This is a genomic window from Pseudomonas sp. KCJK9016, from assembly GCF_046231795.1.
Classification (GTDB): domain Bacteria; phylum Pseudomonadota; class Gammaproteobacteria; order Pseudomonadales; family Pseudomonadaceae; genus Aquipseudomonas; species Aquipseudomonas bananamidigenes.
On sequence record NZ_JBJJMM010000008.1, the window covers coordinates 29,010 to 48,650 of the forward strand.

The 19,641-nt window shown below is 60.7% G+C and carries 18 protein-coding genes; 7 read left to right on the forward strand and 11 right to left on the reverse strand.

The genetic code is table 11. The features are described from left to right. The first annotated feature begins 115 nt into the window (after positions 1 to 115). The 3 genes from ACK6BI_RS09705 (at position 116) to ACK6BI_RS09715 (ending at position 1,562) form a co-directional block, all read left to right on the forward strand. On the forward strand, positions 116 to 808 hold the full coding sequence (locus ACK6BI_RS09705; RefSeq protein ID WP_065261813.1) for a GNAT family N-acetyltransferase: 693 nt from the start codon (positions 116 to 118) through the stop codon (positions 806 to 808). 149 nt (positions 809 to 957) lie between these two features. Continuing rightward, positions 958 to 1,251: a type II toxin-antitoxin system RelE/ParE family toxin gene (locus tag ACK6BI_RS09710; RefSeq protein WP_409316912.1), complete on the forward strand. Its 294-nt coding sequence runs from the start codon at positions 958 to 960 to the stop codon at positions 1,249 to 1,251. A gap of 2 nt (positions 1,252 to 1,253) precedes the next feature. After that, on the forward strand, positions 1,254 to 1,562 hold the full coding sequence (locus ACK6BI_RS09715; RefSeq protein ID WP_409316913.1) for an addiction module antidote protein: 309 nt from the start codon (positions 1,254 to 1,256) through the stop codon (positions 1,560 to 1,562). An 8-nt stretch (positions 1,563 to 1,570) separates the two neighbouring features. On the opposite strand, the gene ACK6BI_RS09720 is transcribed toward ACK6BI_RS09715, so the two are convergent. Next, positions 1,571 to 2,380, reverse strand: coding sequence for a class I SAM-dependent methyltransferase (locus ACK6BI_RS09720; protein ID WP_409316914.1), 810 nt, complete (start codon positions 2,378 to 2,380; stop codon positions 1,571 to 1,573). Between the two features lie 109 nt (positions 2,381 to 2,489). Continuing rightward, positions 2,490 to 3,389 carry a LysR family transcriptional regulator gene (locus tag ACK6BI_RS09725; RefSeq protein WP_409316915.1) on the reverse strand — a complete coding sequence of 300 codons (900 nt, stop codon included), beginning with the start codon at positions 3,387 to 3,389 and terminating at the stop codon, positions 2,490 to 2,492. Positions 3,390 to 3,550: 161 nt separating this feature from the next. Between ACK6BI_RS09725 and ACK6BI_RS09730 the strand changes: the two genes are divergently transcribed. Together ACK6BI_RS09730 and ACK6BI_RS09735 are read left to right on the forward strand one after the other, a co-directional pair. Continuing rightward, complete coding sequence (locus ACK6BI_RS09730) at positions 3,551 to 4,567, forward strand: alpha/beta hydrolase (RefSeq protein WP_409316916.1); 1,017 nt, start codon at positions 3,551 to 3,553, stop codon at positions 4,565 to 4,567. 147 nt (positions 4,568 to 4,714) lie between these two features. Further along, entirely contained in the window at positions 4,715 to 6,142 is a 1,428-nt protein-coding gene (locus ACK6BI_RS09735) for a mechanosensitive ion channel domain-containing protein (protein WP_409316917.1), read from the forward strand. A gap of 58 nt (positions 6,143 to 6,200) precedes the next feature. On the opposite strand, the gene ycaC is transcribed toward ACK6BI_RS09735, so the two are convergent. From ycaC to ACK6BI_RS09765, 6 genes are all read right to left on the reverse strand, one after another. Next, positions 6,201 to 6,827: an isochorismate family cysteine hydrolase YcaC gene (ycaC, locus tag ACK6BI_RS09740; protein WP_310064884.1), complete on the reverse strand. Its 627-nt coding sequence runs from the start codon at positions 6,825 to 6,827 to the stop codon at positions 6,201 to 6,203. Between the two features lie 69 nt (positions 6,828 to 6,896). After that, positions 6,897 to 8,735 carry an amidohydrolase gene (locus tag ACK6BI_RS09745; protein ID WP_409316918.1) on the reverse strand — a complete coding sequence of 613 codons (1,839 nt, stop codon included), beginning with the start codon at positions 8,733 to 8,735 and terminating at the stop codon, positions 6,897 to 6,899. A gap of 45 nt (positions 8,736 to 8,780) precedes the next feature. Further along, entirely contained in the window at positions 8,781 to 9,407 is a 627-nt protein-coding gene (locus ACK6BI_RS09750; RefSeq protein ID WP_409316919.1) for an antibiotic biosynthesis monooxygenase, read from the reverse strand. Continuing rightward, positions 9,400 to 9,816: a DoxX family protein gene (locus tag ACK6BI_RS09755; protein WP_409316920.1), complete on the reverse strand. Its 417-nt coding sequence runs from the start codon at positions 9,814 to 9,816 to the stop codon at positions 9,400 to 9,402. The genes ACK6BI_RS09750 and ACK6BI_RS09755 overlap by 8 nt, the downstream gene beginning before the upstream one ends. Before the next feature lie 182 nt (positions 9,817 to 9,998). Then, on the reverse strand, positions 9,999 to 11,732 hold the full coding sequence (locus ACK6BI_RS09760; protein ID WP_409316921.1) for a hypothetical protein: 1,734 nt from the start codon (positions 11,730 to 11,732) through the stop codon (positions 9,999 to 10,001). Between the two features lie 114 nt (positions 11,733 to 11,846). Then, on the reverse strand, positions 11,847 to 12,770 hold the full coding sequence (locus ACK6BI_RS09765) for a LysR family transcriptional regulator (RefSeq protein WP_065261404.1): 924 nt from the start codon (positions 12,768 to 12,770) through the stop codon (positions 11,847 to 11,849). A gap of 210 nt (positions 12,771 to 12,980) precedes the next feature. Here ACK6BI_RS09765 and ACK6BI_RS09770 point away from each other — a divergent pair, with 210 nt between their 5' ends. Beyond that, positions 12,981 to 13,382, forward strand: a complete 402-nt coding sequence (locus tag ACK6BI_RS09770) for a helix-turn-helix domain-containing protein (RefSeq protein WP_409316922.1) — start codon at positions 12,981 to 12,983, stop codon at positions 13,380 to 13,382. Between the two features lie 7 nt (positions 13,383 to 13,389). Here the strand turns inward: ACK6BI_RS09770 and ACK6BI_RS09775 are convergent, their stop codons facing one another. Beyond that, positions 13,390 to 13,959, reverse strand: coding sequence for a flavodoxin family protein (locus ACK6BI_RS09775; RefSeq protein WP_409316923.1), 570 nt, complete (start codon positions 13,957 to 13,959; stop codon positions 13,390 to 13,392). Between the two features lie 329 nt (positions 13,960 to 14,288). Here ACK6BI_RS09775 and ACK6BI_RS09780 point away from each other — a divergent pair, with 329 nt between their 5' ends. Further along, positions 14,289 to 17,075 carry an ATP-binding protein gene (locus tag ACK6BI_RS09780; RefSeq protein WP_409316924.1) on the forward strand — a complete coding sequence of 929 codons (2,787 nt, stop codon included), beginning with the start codon at positions 14,289 to 14,291 and terminating at the stop codon, positions 17,073 to 17,075. On the opposite strand, the gene ACK6BI_RS09785 is transcribed toward ACK6BI_RS09780, so the two are convergent. Together ACK6BI_RS09785 and ACK6BI_RS09790 are read right to left on the reverse strand one after the other, a co-directional pair. After that, positions 17,037 to 18,509: an ATP-binding protein gene (locus ACK6BI_RS09785; protein WP_409316925.1), complete on the reverse strand. Its 1,473-nt coding sequence runs from the start codon at positions 18,507 to 18,509 to the stop codon at positions 17,037 to 17,039. The two genes, ACK6BI_RS09780 and ACK6BI_RS09785, sit on opposite strands and share 39 nt — an antisense overlap. A gap of 90 nt (positions 18,510 to 18,599) precedes the next feature. After that, entirely contained in the window at positions 18,600 to 19,550 is a 951-nt protein-coding gene (locus tag ACK6BI_RS09790) for a GlxA family transcriptional regulator (RefSeq protein ID WP_409316926.1), read from the reverse strand. Positions 19,551 to 19,641: the final 91 nt, after the last annotated feature.

Here is a 19,641-nt window from a genome sequence, read left to right on the forward strand (position 1 = left end):
GTTACACACCTGGCAACACTTTCGGAGATGGCACTTTGAATTGCGCTTGCCAGCGTGATCTATACCCACAAAAGCCAACCACAAAAACACCCGGGCTTCGGCCACGGAGGGCATCATGAGCGTCATCGAAAAGCTGCGCGAACGCATCAAGCAAAAAGGCCTGGGCCGCACCTTTGCAACCTTGTGGAAACGCTACGTGTTCTTCCATTGGGAACTGCTGTGGATGGAGCGCGACCTGATCAGCCCGGTGCCGCCGCACAAGCTGCGCCCCTACGAAGGCCTGCGCAAGGTCGACATCACGCCGCAGAATGCCGGTGCGTTCGGCAAGCATTTCGGTGACCGTGTGCAGACCATGGCCGAACTCGCAGCCGAAGGTCATACCGGGCACATGTACCTGGACGCAGATGGCCACGCAGTGGCTTTCATCTGGGGCAGTGTTCGCGATTACCACGACCGCCACTATTACGGCTGCAACTTCCCGGTCCAGCCTGGCGAGTTTTTCGAATTCGGCGGCGAAATGACCCGCGCCTACTTTGGCAGCAGCCTGTCGGTGGACGTGCAAGTCACCCTCTGGCAAGCCATGGCCGCCCAGGGTTGTCACAAGGTGGTGGACGTCTGCGAAACCCACAACATCCCGGCGCTGAAGCTGCACATTCGCATGGGTTATCACGAGCAGGGGCGCGTGACGCACGTCTATGGACTGTTCGGGCGCTGGCGGTTTTTCCGCGAGACACGCTATGAAGGTTCGCGCCTGGATCCGTTGCGCAAACCGGGGCGGCCGGTGGTGACGGCGGCTGCTCAGGCTTGACAGCTTTTTACTGCGATCTGTAGGAGCTACACCACTGTAAGTTCCTACAAAATCAATTCCCTCTTGCCTACAAACACTGACGACACATCCAAGTCTGAGAAACGAACTGACTGACTGCTCGATCGTATCCAAGTGGATACAGTCGAGCTATGAACTACTTCATACAACAAACAGCAGTCTTCATGGCATGGCACACCTCGATTCGTGATGTGCGAGCCAAGATTGCTATTGCTCGTCGCATTGAACGTGCGTCAGCAGGTAATCTAGGCGACATCAAACCGGTAGGTGACGGCGTATCGGAAATGCGCGTTGATGTCGGGGCCGGGTATCGGATCTACTTTACGATGCGTAGTGGTGTTGTCATTGTTCTGCTGGTCGGTGGAGACAAATCATCACAAGGTGCGGACATCAGACGGGCAAAAAAAATGGCAAAGGAGGTTTAACCATGAGCCGGACTTTGACAACTTTTGATATGGCAGCATTGCTGGACAGCGATGAAGCCATCAGCGAATACCTTTCCCAAGTGCTGGCCGACGGTGACAACGAGGAGTTTCTTCGTGCAATCGGCTATGTGGTCAAGGCACGCGGCATGACTCAAATAGCCAAGGACTCGGGAATGGGTCGTGAAAGCTTGTACAAAGCTTTCGCGCCGGGAGCCAAGCCCCGCTTTGACACTGTGCTCAGAGTTATTCATGCACTTGGCATCGATCTCTGTGCGCAACCAGGGCATGTGCTGAATCATTCAACTACTTGAGAGTTACGCTATTCGCCCTTCCCCCCCACCCACGTAAAACACATCGGCATCTGCGCCTCGCGGTTCAGGTACTGGTCATACGCCTCTTCCCGGTTCGAGTGCGGGTATTCCTTGAAGTGCGCAATGTTCAGCCCGGCTTCGAGGGCCGCGGTGAAGATGGCGCCGAGGGTGTGTATGAACCAGTACGACGGCGCGGCCGGTTGCTCGACCTTGCCGACGTAGACGATCGGTTCCTGCTGCACGAACGGCTCGCGGCGAAAGTACGAGGTCGCCAGGCGAAACGGATCCTCGGCCACGGGATCGACCATTTCCAGAAACGGGTGGGTCTCGTAGATCACCAGTCGTCCGCCCGGTTTCAGGGTCGAGGCGACGTGGCGGAAGAATTCGCCGATGTCGGGCATCCAGTTGAGGACACCGATGGTGATCAGCGCCACGTCGAAACGACCGCGCAGCGCTTCGGGCAAATGGTGAATATCGGCTTCGATGAATTGGGCCTGGTGCGGCGAGCGGCTGTTCAGCGTCCGGGCCTGTTCGAGAAACGCCGCCGACTGATCGACACCGACGACACTTCGCGCCCCCAGCGTAAACAGCGAGAGGCTTTCGCGGCCATTGTTACAACCCAGTTGCACGACGTCCTTGCCATCAATGCCGACCTGCTCCAGCAGCCCGCGCAGGGTGTCGTCGAGGCAGGAAAAACCGGGCTGGGCGACCTCGGCCAGCAAGGCCTGCCAGTCAGGTGAATCCTGATGATGACGGGCCGAATCGTTCCACGCCCGACGATTGCTTTCGATGACGTTCTTGTGGTCTGGCACTTCCATGGCGCGCTCCGCACGAGGCTCTTGATTGAGCGGCCCGAGTCTAGTCGAGCCGGTCGATCCAGGTTGTTGCGAACTTGTAAGCCACCGTCCACCGGTTCAAACCTGCCCCTTATGAAATCCCCTGCGCCTGATCCAGCCGCTCGCGCAAAAACTCGATCAACGCATGCACTGGCCGCGAGGTCTGACGGTGCTGCGGGTACACCGCCGACAGAATCAGCGGCTCCGGACGCAAATCATCCAGCACCGGCACCAGTCGCCCGTCCCTCAGCGCGGCCCCGACAATGAACGTCGGCAGGTAGGTAATCCCCATCCCCGCCACGGCCGCATCCCGGAGCAACTCACCGTTGTTGACCCGCATCCGCCCGGTGACATTCACCAGTTGCGGCTTGCCCTGCCCCGCATTGAAACGCCACTGCACCGAACGCCCGTGCCCGTAGGGCAGACAGTCATGACTGAGCAGATCCTCCGGTTTGACCGGCGTACCACGCTCGGCGAGATAAGCGGGACTGGCACAGTACACCCGCTCGATGGCGGCAATGCGGCGGGCAATCAACGTCGAGTCTTCCAGGACACCGATCCGCAACGCCAGGTCGTAACCCTCGCCAAGCAGATCCACCGGCCGGTCGCTCAGGTCCACCTCCACCGTGACTTCGCGATAACGCTGCAGAAACGGTGGCAGCAAGCAGCCCAGATGCGCCAGTGCAAACGACAGCGGCGCACTCACGCGAATCGCTCCGCGCGGCTCGGCGGTCTGCCCGGCGATGCCCTGCTCCACCTGTTCGACTTCACCCAACAGTCGCAGCGCCGATTCGTAATAGCTCTGTCCCAGCGGCGTCACGTCCAGACGCCGGGTGGAGCGGTTGAGCAAACGCACGCCGAGGCGCTCCTCCAGTTGCATCAACCGACGACTGACGAACTGCTTGGACAGGCCCAACTGATCGGCCGCCGCCGTGAAACTGCCGGAGTCCATCACCTGGCAAAAAATACGCATGTCTTCGAACGGGTTCATTGTCACTCTCTGGTTGACAGTTAAACGCTTTATAGCCGCTTTTTCACTTTCCGGCACCTCATTAATCTGTGCTCACGGTGTTGCTGAGGCCTGAACCCCAGCGCCACAGCAGCCCGATCCCGACGCATACAAAAACTCAAACGACTGAAAAGGAATTGCACATGAACATCAAGAAAACCCTCGCCGCTTCCCTCCTCGCCCTGTCCGTCGGCAACGCATTCGCCGCCGAAGGCGCAGGCGTCGAACACAACACCCAGGCCTTCCTCGATGCCCTCGCCGCCGGCGGCGGCAAACCGCTGGAGCAACTGAGCCCGAAAGACGCCCGTGCGGTGCTGACCGGTGCCCAGGCTTCGGTGAAGGTTGACCTGTCGGGTGTTGACGTCAGCGACAAGGCGATCAAGGTCGATGGCCAGACGATCAACCTGAAAGTGGTGCGTCCGGCCAAGGTCAAGGGCGAACTGCCGGTGTTCATGTTCTTCCACGGTGGCGGCTGGGTGCTGGGTGACTTCCCGACGCACCAACGCCTGATCCGTGATCTGGTGGTGGGCTCTGGCGCGGTTGCGGTGTATGTCGATTACACGCCGTCGCCGGAAGCGCAGTACCCGACTGCGATCAATCAGGCTTACGCGGCAACCAAGTGGGTGGCCGAGCACGGCAAGGACATCGGGGTCGACGGCAAGCGTCTGGCGGTGGCCGGCAACAGCGTCGGCGGCAACATGGCGGCGGTCGTGGCGTTGATGTCCAAGGAACAGAAAACCCCGGCCCTGCGCTTCCAGTTGCTGATGTGGCCGGTAACCAACGCCGGTTTCGATAACGGCTCGTACCAGCAATTCGCCGAGGGCCACTTCCTGACCAAAGGCATGATGCAGTGGTTCTGGGACAACTACACCACCAACCCGGCCGAGCGTGCGCAGATCCATGCCTCGCCGCTCAACGCCAGCGCCGAACAGCTCAAGGGCCTGCCCGCTGCACTGGTGCAGACCGCCGAGTTCGACGTGCTGCGTGACGAAGGCGAAGGCTACGCCCGCCACCTCGACGCCGCCGGTGTGCCGGTGACCTCGGTGCGCTACAACGGGATGATCCACGACTTCGGTCTGCTCAACCCGCTGAACGGGATTCCCGAAGTGAAGGCCGCCGTGCGCCAGGCAGCGGCAGAACTCAAGACCCATCTGAACTGAGTGCAACCTGTGGCGAGGGAGCTCGCTTCCGCTTGAGTGCGCAGCACCCACAAAATCTCCGGTGAGTCGAAGATTTTGGGGCTGCTTCGCAGCCCGGCGGGAGCAAGCTCCCTCGCCGCGTCTGTCATCCAGACCGTGGAGTTCATCATGTCCTTTGTTTCTGCCCACCTGCTGTCCTTGAGCGCCCTGCTGCTGGTACTCGACGCCCTGCTCTGGCACCTCGTCCCGTTCAAGCATCGCGCGCAACGGGTCGGTGTGCGGCTGGTGCTGTTTCTGGCGTTCAGCGCACTGGTCATCAACGCCGGCGTGAGCCCGTTGCAGGCGCCGGTGTTTGCCGATGACCCGGTGGCGCAACTGGGCGCGACGGCCCTGGGAATCCTCTGGTGGCTGTACGCCGCTCGGGCACTGACCGAATTGATCGGTCTGATCCTGATGCGTCGCATCGGCCACAGCGGCCGTCTGCTGCAGGATGTGATCGGCGCACTGGTGTTTCTGGCGGCGATCGTTGCAGCCGCCGGTTATGTGCTGGACCTGCCGGTCAAAGGCCTGCTTGCCACCTCCGGGGTGGTAGCCATCGTGATCGGTCTCGCGCTGCAAAGCACCTTGGCCGACGTGTTTTCCGGCATCGTACTGAACACCACCAAGCCGTATCAGGTGGACGACTTCGTGGTGATCGATGGCGTCGAGGGCAAAGTGCTCGACATCAACTGGCGCGCCACGCACCTGTTGAGCAGCACCGGAACCCTGGCCGTGGTGCCGAACTCGGTAGCGGCCAAGGCCAAGATCGTCAACCTCAGCCGTCCGAACAACCTGCACGGCGTGTCGATCAGTATCAAGGTGCCGAACCATATCCGTCCGCGCCGCGTGCTCGACGCCCTCGAACGCACTCTGCAAGGCAGCAGCAGTCTGCTGCTGACGCCTGCGCCGAAAGCGGTCCTCAAAGAGGCCGGCGAAGAAATGTCGGAATACGTGGCCAGCGGTTTCATCGCCGAACTGGGCAAGAAAAGCGAAGTGCGCAATCAATTGTTCGACCTCGCTCATCGTCATCTCGAAGCCGCCGGCATCTCGCGGCATCCGGACGGCGTGATCGAACCCTCGACCCGCGCCCGGGCCTTGCTCGACGAAGTGAAAATCTTCCGTTCGCTGAGCCATGAAGAACGCGATCGCCTCGCCGAATCGATGGTCGCGCAGCAATACAGTGCCGGGCAGGTGGTGCTCGGTCTGGAAGAAGTCCCCGACAGCCTGTTCGTGATCGCCACCGGTGTGGTCAGCGCCAGCGTGCCGGACGGCAATGGTTTCACCGAAGCCGGACGCATGGGACCGAGTGAAGTCATGGGCGAACAGAGCATTCTGGCCGATACGCCTTCGCAGGCGACATTCACGGCGCTCACGTCTTCGATCATCTACCGTCTCGACAAGAACCTGACCCGCCAGTGCATGGAACAGCGCAGCGAAGTCGGTCAGGCGCTGACCAAGTTGCAAGCGGTACGGCAGCAGAACAGTCGGCTGGCGTTGATGGCCAAGCCTGTGCCGGTTCGCAAGGGCGGGTTTCTGGGGTGGTTGCAAAAGCGTTGAGCCCTTTTCGGCAGACAAAAAAATGCCCGCTCTTCAGCGGGCATTTTTTTTCGGCCAATTACTTGGCAGTGAACTTGGTGTAGCTGTTGATCAGGTTGCGATAGTTCGGCAGACGCTCGGACAGCAGGTTCGCCAGACCTTCCATGTCGTTGCGCCAGTCACCCTGCAGCTCACACGCCACAGCAAACCAGTTCAGCAGGTGTGCACCCGCCGCCGACATGCGCGCCCAGGCCGCTTGCTGCACAGTGGTGTTGAAAGTGCCCGAAGCGTCAGTCACCACAAACACTTCAAAACCTTCAGCGATGGCCGACAGGGTCGGGAACGCTACGCACACGTCAGTCACCACACCGGCAATGATCAGTTGCTTGCGGCCGGTGGCCTTGATCGCCTTGACGAAGTCTTCGTTGTCCCAGGCGTTGATCTGGCCAGGACGGGCAATGAACGGCGCGTCCGGGAACTGAGCTTTCAGCTCAGGCACGATCGGGCCGTTCGGGCCGCTGTCGAAGCTGGTGGTGAGGATGGTCGGCAGGTTGAAGAACTTGGCGATGTCGCCCAGGGCCAGCACGTTGTTCTTGAACTCGTTCGGCGAGAAATCCTGCACCAGCGAGATCAGACCGGTCTGGTGGTCGACCAGCAGGACCACGGCGTCGTCTTTGTTCAGGCGCTTGTAAGGAACGTTGCTCATGTGAAACTCCTCGGGGATGGGTGGTACGTGAAGCGTCGGGCCACTCGGACCGGCGCCGTTCTTTCGAAATCAGAAAGCGAAACAGGAACAGCCGAACGCGCCCCAGAAGCCAGCGAAGTCGCTGACCGGCGCATTCGACATCCGGGCTTTTTCATGGCTGTGGGAATGCACTGCACACGGACCGCTGCACTGGTGCACCTGGGCCTGCAACGGCGAGTTCGGACGCCAGTGGCCTGGCACTTTCACCACCGGCGACCAGTCCGGCAGTACCGGCAAGGCGCGTGGACCGAGGTCTTCGAATTCGCCGGCGGAATAAACGATCTTGCCGCCGACCACGGTCAGTACCGACTCGATCCATTTGATCGCCTCTTCCTCGACATGGAAGAAGTCCGCGCTCAGCGCTGCCAGATCCGCCAGTTGCCCGACCTTGATCTGACCCTTCTTGCCCTGTTCGGACGAGAACCAGGCGCTGCCATGGGTAAACAGCTCCAGCGCGGTGGTGCGTGGCAAACCTTCTTCGTACAGTGCCAGACCGCCAACGGTGCGACCGCTGACCATCCAGTACAGCGAAGTCCATGGGTTGTAGCTGGACACCCGGGTGGCATCGGTGCCTGCACCGACCGGCACGCCTTCGGCAAGCATGCGCTTGATCGGCGGTGTGGCTTCGGCGGCTTTTTTGCCATAACGGTCGACGAAGTATTCACCCTGGAACGCCATGCGATCCTGAATCGCAATGCCGCCGCCCAGCGCCTTCACCCGTTCGATGTTCTGTGGAGTGATGGTTTCGGCGTGATCGAAGAACCAGGGCAAACCGTTGAATGGAATGTCGCGGTTGACCTTCTCGAACACGTCGAGCATGCGGCTGATGGATTCGTTATAAGTGGCGTGCAGACGGAACGGCCAGCGCTGTTCGACCAGGTGGCGCACCACCGGCTCCAGTTCCTGCTCCATGGTCTGCGGCAGGTCCGGGCGCGGTTCGAGGAAGTCTTCGAAGTCCGCTGCCGAGAACACCAGCATTTCGCCGGCGCCGTTGTGGCGCAGGAAGTCATCGCCCTGATGCAACTTGACGCTGCCGGTCCAGTTCTGGAAATCGGTCAGCTCTTCTTTCGGCTTCTGGGTGAACAGGTTGTAGGCGATGCGCACGGTCAACTGGTCGTCTTTGGCCAGTTGTTCGATCACCTGATAATCGTCCGGGTAGTTCTGGAAACCGCCGCCGGCATCGATGGCGCTGGTCAGGCCGAGACGGTTGAGTTCGCGCATGAACTGACGGGTCGAGTTGACCTGATATTCCAGCGGCAGCTTCGGCCCCTTGGCCAGGGTCGAGTACAGAATCATCGCGTTCGGCCGCGCCACCAGCATGCCGGTCGGGTTGCCGTTGGCATCACGCACGATTTCGCCGCCCGGCGGGTTCGGCGTGTCGCGGGTGTAGCCGGCGACGCGCAAGGCAGCGCGGTTGAGCAGTGCGCGGTCATACAGGTGCAGGATGAACACCGGGGTGTCCGGCGCTGCCTGGTTGATCTCTTCGAGGGTCGGCATGCGTTTTTCGGCGAACTGGAATTCGTTCCAGCCACCAACCACGCGCACCCACTGCGGGGTCGGTGTACGGTCGGCCTGATCCTTGAGCATGCGCAGCGCGTCGGCCAGGGACGGCACGCCTTCCCAGCGCAGTTCGAGGTTGTAGTTCAGGCCACCACGGATCAGGTGCAAGTGCGAGTCGTTGAGGCCGGGAATCACGCAGCGGCCCTTGAGATCGACCACTTGCGTGCCGGCGCCGCGCAGGGCCATGGCCTGCGTATCGTTACCGACGACGACAAACCGCCCGTCCTTGATCGCCACCGCACTGGCGAGAGGTTTTTCGCGGTCTACCGTATGAAATTGGCCATTGAACAGAATCAGATCGGCGTTCATCGCAGTTCCTTCGAGATAAGTGAAACGAAGCCCATACCTGCCGGCTCAGCGCGGCGGTTTGGCATTGGATTCCAGGTGTTCATGGGGCTGACTCGCCGTCAGCCAGGGTGCGAACAGACGGGTCGCGGCCGGCATGCACACGTACACCACCGACAGCACGATGGTCAGGGTGATCAGGAACGTGGCCACCACGTAGTTGGAGAGAAATGCATTGAGTCGCAGCAACGGCCCCCAGATCAGCGGCACCAGCAAGGTGTGCGGCAGAATCACGAACAACGTCACAACGGCCTGCTTCCAGCGTGGTGGTGGGGAGGCCGCATCGGCCAGTGGCGTGAACCAGAACTCATTGGCAGCGTTGACTTCGGTCTGGTCGCCGTCGGCGAGCATCGGTGCCGCTTCTTCGATCAGCTTCTGACGCTGCGGCGAATCGAGCCAGAGTTGCATCGCTTCGGTCGAGCAATAACGCAGCACGCAGGTGAACAACGCGAGCCCGCCCTGTTTACTGCGTACCACATCCACGCCCAGATGGCCTTCTTCACGAGCAGCCACACTGACGATATTGCGCAGCCAGGCTTCATAGGGCTGCTCGAAACCGGCCTTGACCCGATGCTTGACGATCAGCGTCACGGTTTCTTCGGTTCCCGGTTTTATCGGGGACTGGGTATCAGACATAACGGAGCACTCCGGGCAATCGAGCATTGAGCGCCAGCCGTCCCGGCCCGGCGATCAGAACAGTGGTGAACAGAATCAACAGCAACCAGCCGAACTGCCCTTCGGCCACACTCCATTGCGGATGCACGAGCAGCAACGCCACCAGCAGCACAAACAGAATAGGCAAGCACGCCAATCTCACCAGTAACCCGGCGACGATCAGCAGCGGACAGAGGACTTCGGCAAAAATCGCCAGAATCAGGGTGATGTGGGCACCGAGGTGAAACGGGTCTTCGATTTGCTGCAGCTGCGCAGTGAAGTCCAGCAGCTTGGGCAAGCCGTGGACGAACAGCAGAAACAACCCGCCGGTAACCCGCAGGAACAACAGGCCGAGGTCTTGCGCCTGGTCATTGCGTTGTGCAGCGTTCATGGTTCCCACCCCCGATCAATCATTGCAGGCAATGGTGCAACGATTGATCGGGGGGAAATTGGATGGGTGTGCTCTCTTGGTCTGGAAACTCTTTTGGTGATCGTTCCCACTGCGTGGGAATGAAGCCCGGGACGCTTTGCGTCCTATCGGTCCAGCGCCGAAGACCTCATTCCCTCCTCCGGTCACCGTGTGTCCACGACGGTGTACCGACGCGGCTCGAAAACCGTGACTGCCGTCGAATTCGCCACTTGGTCCGTTCTCACTGAGAACATGATGCTCAAAAATGTCCCGACTCCAAGCGACAGCAGATAGTCCGCCGGGAGTCTCAAGGTGTAGCCCTGATTCGTGACCCAGGCCAGATGAACCGAATTGCGATCAGGTGTCCAGATACTTCGATTGTTCACGGCACCATTGGCCGTGAAACCCATCAGGGTGAGTTCCAGCCGTTGACCTCTCGCCATGTGTATCCAGCCGCCAAATGTCAGATTCGCTCCAGACACGATGTCCTTCTTGTCCAGTTCGAGAGTGCCTTTCGCCTCGTCGATCACGGGGGACATGAGCAAGTTGCTCGGGATCGGCAGCACGGATAGCGCCAAGGGTTGCAATTGCACCGCGGGTGCACCGCCGCGTACATAGGAGGCGGTGGCTTCAACGGCTTTACCGATGCTGAAGGCCACCAGAGAGACAGGTGCCGATATTTCTCTGGGCGTGGCCCCCACGGCAACCGTCGGCGAGGTATGCGAACCCGCCGCTGGCGTGCCCGGCGCCGCGGTCCAGCTTACGCTGACCTGATCGGCAGGCTGGCTCGGATAATCGAGGACAAATGTCAGTGCGTTAGTCGCTGCAGCCGGATTCAAATGGGTGTTGCCGGTTGATTCCTTGATCCGCACTTCGCGGTTTTCCAGAACGTTGATCGTCCGAGTATTGGATACGCCGCCACCGGAGTATCGACCTGTAAAGACGTGGGGCCCCCGGGTCAATCCGTTAACCGGAAATTCCCATACGCCCGCATTGGCCGGCGCCCTGCCCAGAGGCGCTTGCCCATCAAACACGCTGACCTCTTCGGTCGCGGCGCCGTGCAATGTGACGCGGGTGAAAAGCGTGTCGCCATCTTCGGCGATCTCCTGATCGAGCGGATCAGTGATCCGCTCGATCCTTGGCGCGCTCACGGGGTCAGTCAGGACGATGTAATTTCGATGTGCAAATGCCTGGGCATCGGACAGATCCGGACTGTTCTGCAGCCCGGCCCGGAATTTCATCGTCAGCACACTGCCGTTTTGCAGACCTTGCAGCGGTGCAGCAGGAACCTTTTGTTCGTAATATCCCAGACTGAATCGATTACCGACGACATTCTCCGGTGCTTGCCAATACCAGGCCTCCCAGACACTGCCATCGACCTTCACACCTGTGAGCTGGAGCCAGAAGAACTGCTCGCGTCTGCTCAGCAGCCATGACCGGATACGCAATGTAACCTCCGCCAGACCGCTCACATCCAGGTGAGTGCCCTCACCTTCGCCGCTTGCTTCTTTGATCACCGGCAGGGGCAGATCGGGTTGGTTTATGAGCGCCACGAAAAGCGGTAACGGTTGTGATTCCACGGGCGGCTCATTGCCACGGTAAAGCGTGTAAGTGACGATGACGGTCTGCCCGAGATTGAACGCCACCAGAATATTGTCAATATGGGTCGTGAAAGGGCGTTGAAATCCGCCGATCGGAATGCGCGGCGACGTATAGGAACCGGAACCTGGAGTCCCGGCCCACGTGATGGTAAGGAAGTCTCCCGGCAACCAGGGGAAGTCGATTATTACCGTCAGGTTGTACCGGGCGGCCGCTGGCAACAGGAAACCATTCGAACTTTCTTTAATTGCCAGCGGCGGCAGGTCGTCACTGATAAGCGAAGGAGTCCGCGTGTCCATATTCACTTCCCTTCATAGCAGGCCGTTTCGGGATTGGCCCATCAAACACGGGAAGGCGAGCACGCACCACTGTCAGAACTAACAGGGTCAACGCGGTTTTAGACGAACGGCCATTCACACCGCCGGAATGTCCAGCGACGCCGACATGAACTGACTGATCCGCGACCGCAGCCACTTCTCTGCCGGATCGTTGTCATGCACCCCGCTCCAGGCCATCGACAGTTGCGCCGCATCAATCGGAAACGGCGGATCTTCAGCTCGCAATGCACAACCTTCGACCAGTGCACACGCCGCATAATCCGGCACCGTGGCAATCATCTCGGTGCCCGCCAGCAGCGCGCGCAAGCCACTGAACTGCGGCACGCCAAGCACCACGCGACGACTGCGACCGACCTTGGCCAGGTCCACGTCGATGTTGCCGCTCAAATCGCCGGAGAACGACACCATTGCATGGGGCCGCTCGCAGTATTCGTCGAGGGTCAGCGGGCCCGGGCGGTCATCGCCGCGCAGGACCTTGCAGGGAATGTCGCGCAGTTTCTTGCGCTTGGCGTTGGCCGGCAGATCCGTTGTGTAACTCACACCGACGGAGATTTCCCCGGACGCCAGCAACGTTGGCATCAGCAGATAGTTGGCGCGCCGCACCACGACCACGATCCCCGGCGCCTCTTCCTGCAATTGACGCAGAAGCGGCGGAAACAGACCGAACTCGGCGTCATCCGACAGACCAATGCGGAACACGTCGCAACTGGTGGCCGGGTCGAATTCCTTGGCCCGGCTGACCGCGCCGGAAATCACGTCCATCGCCGGTTGCAGTTCCCGCAGAATCGCCAGCGCCCGTGCAGTAGGTTCCATGCCACGACCGTTGCGCAGCAACAACGGATCGTCGAACAGATCCCGCAGGCGGCCCAGCGCCGCGCTCACTGCGGGTTGGCCCATGAACAGTTTTTCGGCGACGCGGGTCAGGTTCTTTTCGAACATCAAAGCTTCGAAGATCACCAGCAGGTTCATGTCGACGCGGCGCAGATCGTTTCGGTTCATGGGTGTGTTTTCCTTTTGGGCCAGGCGCAAGTGCTACGCACTTTACTTGATCGGCGGCCATTCGAAATCAGCTTTGGAGGCGGAATTAACAACGTTTAACTCGTCAGCCTTCGCCCCTCGCCAAACAATGAATACCTCTGCGCAGCGTTGTTTTATTGACCTGAGGGAAAGCGCTGACCGTGCCTTCCCCCCTCGACACGGACATTGGCCATGGCTCATTCACAGCAAACCGTCGCCCTCGCCCCTGCCAGCGAACCTCGCAAAACCAGCACCGGCGGCCTCAGCCCGCAACGTGAACGGCTGGTGAAACAACTCATTCTCGAACGCCTCGGCGATAGCCTTGAGGTCACCGATCTGGCCAACGCCTGCGCACTGTCACGCAGCCACTTTTCCCGGGCTTTCAAATGCAGCACCGGTTACTCGCCACAAGACTGGATCCGCACCCAGCGCATTGCCCGGGCCAAACTTTTGATTCAGCACACTAACCACAGCCTCACGCAGATCAGCCTGGAATGCGGCTTCTGCGATCAGGCGCACTTTTGCCATATCTTCACTCGCAGCGAAGGGATCAACCCGTTTGCGTGGCGTTGTCGGGTCATGAAAAGCCGCTGAAGCGGCTTCACTCCCGGACCATCCGCTGAGCCAGCCGCGCCACCCGCTCGCCCAGGTGCGAGGCAGTCAGTTGGTCCTCCAGCGGAGGCGCAAGTCCGGGCGGTTGTTCGACAGAGGATTGGGACATGGCACCGAGGGAGCTGCCGAGGCGATTCAATTGGCCGTCAATGCCCCCGTCACCGAAACGCGCCGGCAGCAGATCGAGCCCCACCCAGATCATCGAATGCTGAGCGGCGAACACGGCCATCTGCACTAAGGTATTGAGTTTGTCGCCACACAGGCTGCCGGAGTTGGTGAAGCCTGCCGCGAGTTTGTCGCGCCAGGGTTGTGCGAGGTAAAACGACGCCGTGGCCTCCATGAATTGCTTGAACGCCGCCGACACGCTGCCCATGTAGGTCGGCGAACCGAAAATGATGGCGTCGGCGCGGTGCAGGTCTTCCCAGTGTGCGTCCACCTCCTCCACCGCCAGCAGCAGACAGCGACTGCCCAAGTGACGCTCCACACCTTGGGCCACCGCCCGGGCAATGACGCGGGTGTGCCCGTAGCCACTGTGATAGACCACCACCACCTTGCTCATCGCAGCGTCCTCCAGACGTATGCATTCCGTTGCCTCGGAGTTTTGGCTCTGCAGCGGGTGTGGACGAGTTAATCGTTGTTAATTTTTCCCTTCTGCCGGGCTGGCGGACGAGAATCCAAGCCTTTGGATACGGGAACAATGGCGCCGCTTGCCGATAGATTTCCGGGCGTCAATCCCTTGCGCGCATTGCGCTGACATCCGAACCTGAGGAATATGCTCGGAAAACCCGGAATAGACGGCTTACAGCACCGTCGATTCGCTATCCGCCCTGTCACGTTTTTTTCACCAATGCCCGGGCAGGATCAAAAGAACAACGAAGGAGTATGTGGTTGAGTCTTTCCCCGAATCAGGCCATCGGTTTCGGCCCCTATCGGATCCACCCCGGCCAGCGGCTGGTGCTCGAAGGCGACCAGCCTTTGCGCCTGGGCCGCCGTGCCATGGACATTCTGCTGATCCTGCTGGCCAATGCCGGTGAAGTCGTAAGCAAACAGCAATTGATCGCCGGAGTCTGGCCGGACAGTGTGGTGGAAGACATCAACCTGCGGGTGCACATGGCATCGTTGCGCAAGGCACTGGGCGACGGTCAGGCCGGGCAGCGCTATATCGTCACGGTGGCGCAGCGCGGTTACAGTTTCGTGGCACCGATCCAGCTGCAATCGATCGAGCAGCGACCCGCCGCCGATCACTCGGCCCGGCATAACCTGCCGCTGCGTCGCACGCGGATGATCGGTCGCCAAGCGGTGGTCGACAACCTGATGAGCCAACTGCCGCGCCAGCGCTGCATCACCCTGATCGGCCCCGGCGGCATCGGCAAGACCACGGTGGCGTTGCGTGTCGCCGAGCAACTGATCGGCCGCTATCGCGACGGCATTCGCCTGCTGGATCTGGCTCCGCTCAACGACCCGCGCTCGATCTGCTCGCACCTCGCCGCCCTGCTCGACCTTTCGCTGCATGACAGCGAGCCGATGGCCTGCCTGATCAACAGTCTGCGCGAGCGGCAGATGCTGCTGGTGATCGATAACTGCGAGCATCTGATCGACGCTGTGGCGCTGCTCAGTGAAAGCATTCTGCGTGGCGCGCCGCAGGTGCACATTCTGGCCACCAGTCGAGAAAGTCTGCGCACCGAGGGTGAGTACGTGCAGCGCCTGGAATCGCTCGACTGCCCACCACCGATTGCGGTGCTCGACCGCGATCAGGCGATGGGGTTTTCCGCGCTGCAACTGTTCGTCGAACGGGCGATGGCCGCGCACGAACACTTTGAGCCGAAACAGGCCGACCTGCCCTTGATCATCGAGATCTGTCGACGGCTGGACGGTATCCCGCTGGCACTGGAGCTGGCGGCCGCACAGGTCGCGAGCCTCGGGCTGGACGGTCTGCTGAGGCAGCTTCAGGGACATTTGCCGGCGGGTAATCAGACGCATCTGGGCCGGCATGAAACCCTGCGGGCCACGCTCGATTGGAGCTTCAATCTGCTCAACGGTTGCGAACAGACAGGCCTGCGCCGCTTGGGCGTGTTCCGTGGCGCATTCACTCTGGAGTCTGCCGCAGCGGTCATCGTTGGCCAGCACATCGAGTCTGGCGAGGTGTTTACTTCGATCTCGCAACTGGTTGCCAAGTCATTGCTCAACGTCGAGGTGGGCGATGAAGAGGTGTTCTATCGCCTGCTCGACACCACCCGCCGTTACGCGCTGGAAAAACTCGACCAGGCCGCCGAACTCGGCGAAACCCGTGAACGCCATGCCGAACGCTGCCTGGCGCTGATGCATCAGGCCCAGGCCGACTGGGAAAACACGCCGACCGAAATCTGGATCGACCGCTACGCCCGTGGCCTCGAAGATCTGCGGGCCGCTCTGGAATGGACGCTGAACGATGAAGGCTCGCGTCAACTTGGCGTGCGCCTGACGGCGACCTCGGCGCCGTTGTGGCAGGAGCTGTCCCTGCTCAAGGAGTACGGTGTCCATGTGCGTCGTGCACTCGCGTTGCTGGCGTCGGCGCAAGCACCTTGCCCACGCCTGGAAATCGCCCTGAAACTCGCTCTCGGCAGCGCCTGCTATCACACTTGGGGCGGAACACCGGAAACCATCGAAGCCTTCGTCAGCGCACGTCTGCTGGCACAGAAGCACGACGACATCGCCGGCCAGTTGCGTGCCGTGTCAGGTCACATGGCGGTCAATCTGAGTTGCGGTCATTACCGGATGGCGCTTGAACAAAGCGAGCAATTCGAAAGCCTCGGCCTGCATGGCGATGCGCAGTTGTCCTTGAGCACCCATCGTTTGCGGGTGCTGGCGTTGCATTACGCCGGCGATCAGCATCAGGCGCGGATCCACGCCGAACAGGTGATCCAACGCATGGCCCACAGTGGCCACCTCAACCGTTTCACCCACGGTTTCGGCGTGCAATACGATCAGAGCGTCGCCTCGCTGACTGTCCTCGCACGGGTGTTATGGCTGCAAGGTTTTCCCGAACAGGCCTGGGGCACGGCACGGCAAGCACTGGACATCGCAGTACAGATCAACCATGGCACGTCGATCTGTTACACCCTGGCCCTCGCTTCGTGCCTGATTGCCCATTACAACGGCGACGTGCAGAACGCCCGCGCGCTGCTGCAACTTTTGCTCGAACAGGCGCAGAAACATTCGGTGCTGCTGTTCTACACCTGGGCGCGGCACTATGCGCAGGTGATCGATGCCGACAAAGTCCCTGCAATCCCGCCTGCCGACAGCGGTCTGGTCAGGGAAATCATGGTCACGCTGGATCCGGGTTTCGTGGATGATGACTTGCTGGAGCGGGCCCAGAGCGGCGCGGCCGGCTGGAGCACGGCGGAAATTTTGCGGGCAAAGGCCGAACGATTGCTGACCGCTGCATCGCCCTGCCATCACACGGTCGAAAGTGCCCTGCAGCAATCCCTGGCGGTTGCCCGGACGCAAGGCGCGCTCGCCTGGGAACTGCGCAGCGCGACGTCGCTGGCCCGGTTATGGCAACGCCAGGCGCGTTATCGTGAGGCGCTGGAAATGCTGAACCCGATCTACAGCCGCTTCACCGAAGGCTACGCGACCCCGGACCTGCGAAAGGTGCGCTCATTGCTCGACGAACTGCACGATCAGTCGGTCGCGTGAGTTCGGTCGCGTACGGCCCAGATAGCGTGAATGGCGAAGCTCGACGTCATGCTGTTCACCGCCCAGCTCCAGCTGTTCGCGGGCATAGCGGCGAGTGGTGTTGAGCATTCGATAACGCAATGTTGCGCCGGATCGATCCATCGAAAGCAACGATTTCGACGCCAATTGTTCGACCACTGCCACCAGCGTCGAGGGTGGCAACTGCGCACAACTGATCACGCCAATGGCGGCATCCAGGGTGAACGCTGCCTTGAACACCGACAGGCGCTGCAACGCGCGTTGTTCGTGCTCGCTCAAACGCTGATAACTCCAGTCCAGAGCAGCCTCCATTGACTGATGTCGTGGCACCGCGGTACGGCGACCATGACTCAAAACCTGCAGTCCGTGAGCCAATTGCGCCTGAAGCCCGACCAGGGCCAGTGCATCGATCTTCGCCGCCGCCAGTTCGATCGCCAAAGGCAGACCATCGAGCCGCCCACAAATATCGCGCACCGCCTCGAGGTCCTGCTCACGCAGAGTGAAATCATGCTGGCGGGCACGGGCACGGCTGACAAATAGCTGCACCGCCGAAAAACCCATGGCCTCATCGACACTATTGAGTGCCGAGGGTTTGGGAACGGTGAGCGGCGACAGTGGCTGGAGGCTTTCCGGACCAACACACAACGGAATGCGGCTGGTGGCAAGGATCGACAGCCGGGGGCCCATGTCGAGCAATGTCTGCAGCAGGCTCCGACAGGCTTCGTGCAAGTGCTCGCAATTGTCCAGCACCAGCAAGGCATGACGCGCCGCCAGGGTGGTGATATCAATATCGAGGATTTTCAGCACGTCATTGGCCAGTGGCGCTTCTGCGTCGATCAGCGACAGATCCACATGCCACACACCGTCACGAAAGTGTTGCAGCAGCAGTTCCGCCGCCCGCAACGCCACGGTGCTTTTGCCGACGCCGGCCGGTCCCGTCACCGTTATCAGTCGCGACAGCGGCAACTGCCGCACAAGACTGCCGACCACTGAATCGCGACCCGTGACAGGCGTCAGCCGGGCAGGCAAGTTGTGTTGAGGCGTCTGCAGGCTTTCGAACACCACTTGTGCGACGCCATCGTCCTGCACCGGTGCAACGAAGCTATACCCGCGTTGCGGCACGTTGACGATGTAGCGCTGTCCGTTCTCACCATCGCGCAAAGCCCGGCGCAACGCGGCGATGTGTACCCGCAGGTTGATCTCTTCGACCACCGAAGTCGGCCACACCAACGCGATCAATTGCTCCTTGCTGACCACCCGTCCGGCCCGCTCGACCAGCACCTGCAATATGTCCAGCGCACGACCGCCCATGCGCAGTTGCCGATCCCCTTCGAGGATCAGCCGCTGACGCAAATGGAACGCGTACGGACCGAAGCGCAGGACCGACGCCGCATGCAATTGGTTGAGGCTGTTCATGTCCGTTATCTTGGCAGGCCTGGATGACGGTACAACCGTCACGCGGGGCGCAACACGGACATCCGGGTGCCCGTGACGGACAGAACAGCCCTAGCTGAACTGTTCGCGGTATTGGGTCGGCGTCAGCCCGAGCTTTTCGCCGAACAGGAAACGCATGTGGCGCACGCTGCCGAAACCGCTCTTGTAGGCCACCGTTTTCAATGGCAGATCACCGGTTTCCAGCAGACTGCGCGCGCAATCGATGCGCGCGCTTTGCAGGAACTCCATGGGCGTCATGCCGACCTCACGGGAGAACATCCGCGCGAAATGTCGCGTGCTCATGTTCGCCAGGCTGGCCATGCGCTCTATGGTGAAGACTTCCTCAAGATGTTCCAGAACGTGATTCTGGACCCGCGTAATGGGCGTTTCATGGGGGGCCACGGCTGCCATCAGCGGGCTGAACTGCGCCTGCCCGCCCTGGCGTTTCATGACCACCAGCAGCACTTTGGCCACGTCCTGGGCGATTTTCTTGCCGTGATCGCGGGCCACCACCGCCAGCGCCAGATCGATGCCGGCGGTGACGCCGCCAGAGGTGATCAGGTTGCGGTCTTCGACAAAGATCTGGTCGGTCGCGACATCTGCCTTTGGGAAGCCTTTGATCAGGCGCTCCGTGTAATTCCAGTGAGTGGTCACACGATAACCATCGAGCAGACCGGCGTAACCCAGCACGAACGCTCCCGTGCAAATGGAGCCATAGCGCTCGGCCCGACTCACGGCCCCTTTGAGCCAGTCCAGCAAGGGTGGACACTTTTTGTTGTAGGCACCCGGGCCACCCGGCACCAGCAGCAAGTCATAACGCCCGGCCGCTTCATCGAAGTGCCCGTCGGCGTGTACAAGCACACCATTGGAGGCGCGCAGCGGCCCACGTTCAGTCCCCAAAAGCGTCAGTTGGTAGTGATCGTCTGGCTTGAGATAGCGGTTGGCAACCGAAAACACCTCCATCGGCCCCGCCATATCGAGCAAAAGAAACTCTGGAAACAACACCATTGCCACGGTTTTCATGAGCAGACATCACTGAAATCAATGAACAGTTATAAGTTGCAGCATTATGGCCAAGTACAGGGCAAACGTTGCGAAAGATTGCGTGAACGGG

What these genes read in the sequence shown, in the direction of transcription:
- ACK6BI_RS09775 (WP_409316923.1), bottom strand. Translation starts at nt 13,959, where the DNA reads ATGAGCAAGGTGGTGGTGGTCTATCACAGTGGCTACGGGCACACCCGC.
- ACK6BI_RS09710 (WP_409316912.1), top strand. Translation starts at nt 958, where the DNA reads ATGAACTACTTCATACAACAAACAGCAGTCTTCATGGCATGGCACACC.
- ACK6BI_RS09735 (WP_409316917.1), top strand. Translation starts at nt 4,715, where the DNA reads ATGTCCTTTGTTTCTGCCCACCTGCTGTCCTTGAGCGCCCTGCTGCTG.
- ACK6BI_RS09715 (WP_409316913.1), top strand. Translation starts at nt 1,254, where the DNA reads ATGAGCCGGACTTTGACAACTTTTGATATGGCAGCATTGCTGGACAGC.
- ycaC (WP_310064884.1), bottom strand. Translation starts at nt 6,827, where the DNA reads ATGAGCAACGTTCCTTACAAGCGCCTGAACAAAGACGACGCCGTGGTC.
- ACK6BI_RS09770 (WP_409316922.1), top strand. Translation starts at nt 12,981, where the DNA reads ATGGCTCATTCACAGCAAACCGTCGCCCTCGCCCCTGCCAGCGAACCT.
- ACK6BI_RS09705 (WP_065261813.1), top strand. Translation starts at nt 116, where the DNA reads ATGAGCGTCATCGAAAAGCTGCGCGAACGCATCAAGCAAAAAGGCCTG.
- ACK6BI_RS09730 (WP_409316916.1), top strand. Translation starts at nt 3,551, where the DNA reads ATGAACATCAAGAAAACCCTCGCCGCTTCCCTCCTCGCCCTGTCCGTC.
- ACK6BI_RS09745 (WP_409316918.1), bottom strand. Translation starts at nt 8,735, where the DNA reads ATGAACGCCGATCTGATTCTGTTCAATGGCCAATTTCATACGGTAGAC.
- ACK6BI_RS09790 (WP_409316926.1), bottom strand. Translation starts at nt 19,550, where the DNA reads ATGAAAACCGTGGCAATGGTGTTGTTTCCAGAGTTTCTTTTGCTCGAT.
- ACK6BI_RS09765 (WP_065261404.1), bottom strand. Translation starts at nt 12,770, where the DNA reads ATGAACCGAAACGATCTGCGCCGCGTCGACATGAACCTGCTGGTGATC.
- ACK6BI_RS09755 (WP_409316920.1), bottom strand. Translation starts at nt 9,816, where the DNA reads ATGAACGCTGCACAACGCAATGACCAGGCGCAAGACCTCGGCCTGTTG.
- ACK6BI_RS09750 (WP_409316919.1), bottom strand. Translation starts at nt 9,407, where the DNA reads ATGTCTGATACCCAGTCCCCGATAAAACCGGGAACCGAAGAAACCGTG.
- ACK6BI_RS09785 (WP_409316925.1), bottom strand. Translation starts at nt 18,509, where the DNA reads ATGAACAGCCTCAACCAATTGCATGCGGCGTCGGTCCTGCGCTTCGGT.
- ACK6BI_RS09725 (WP_409316915.1), bottom strand. Translation starts at nt 3,389, where the DNA reads ATGAACCCGTTCGAAGACATGCGTATTTTTTGCCAGGTGATGGACTCC.
- ACK6BI_RS09720 (WP_409316914.1), bottom strand. Translation starts at nt 2,380, where the DNA reads ATGGAAGTGCCAGACCACAAGAACGTCATCGAAAGCAATCGTCGGGCG.
- ACK6BI_RS09760 (WP_409316921.1), bottom strand. Translation starts at nt 11,732, where the DNA reads ATGGACACGCGGACTCCTTCGCTTATCAGTGACGACCTGCCGCCGCTG.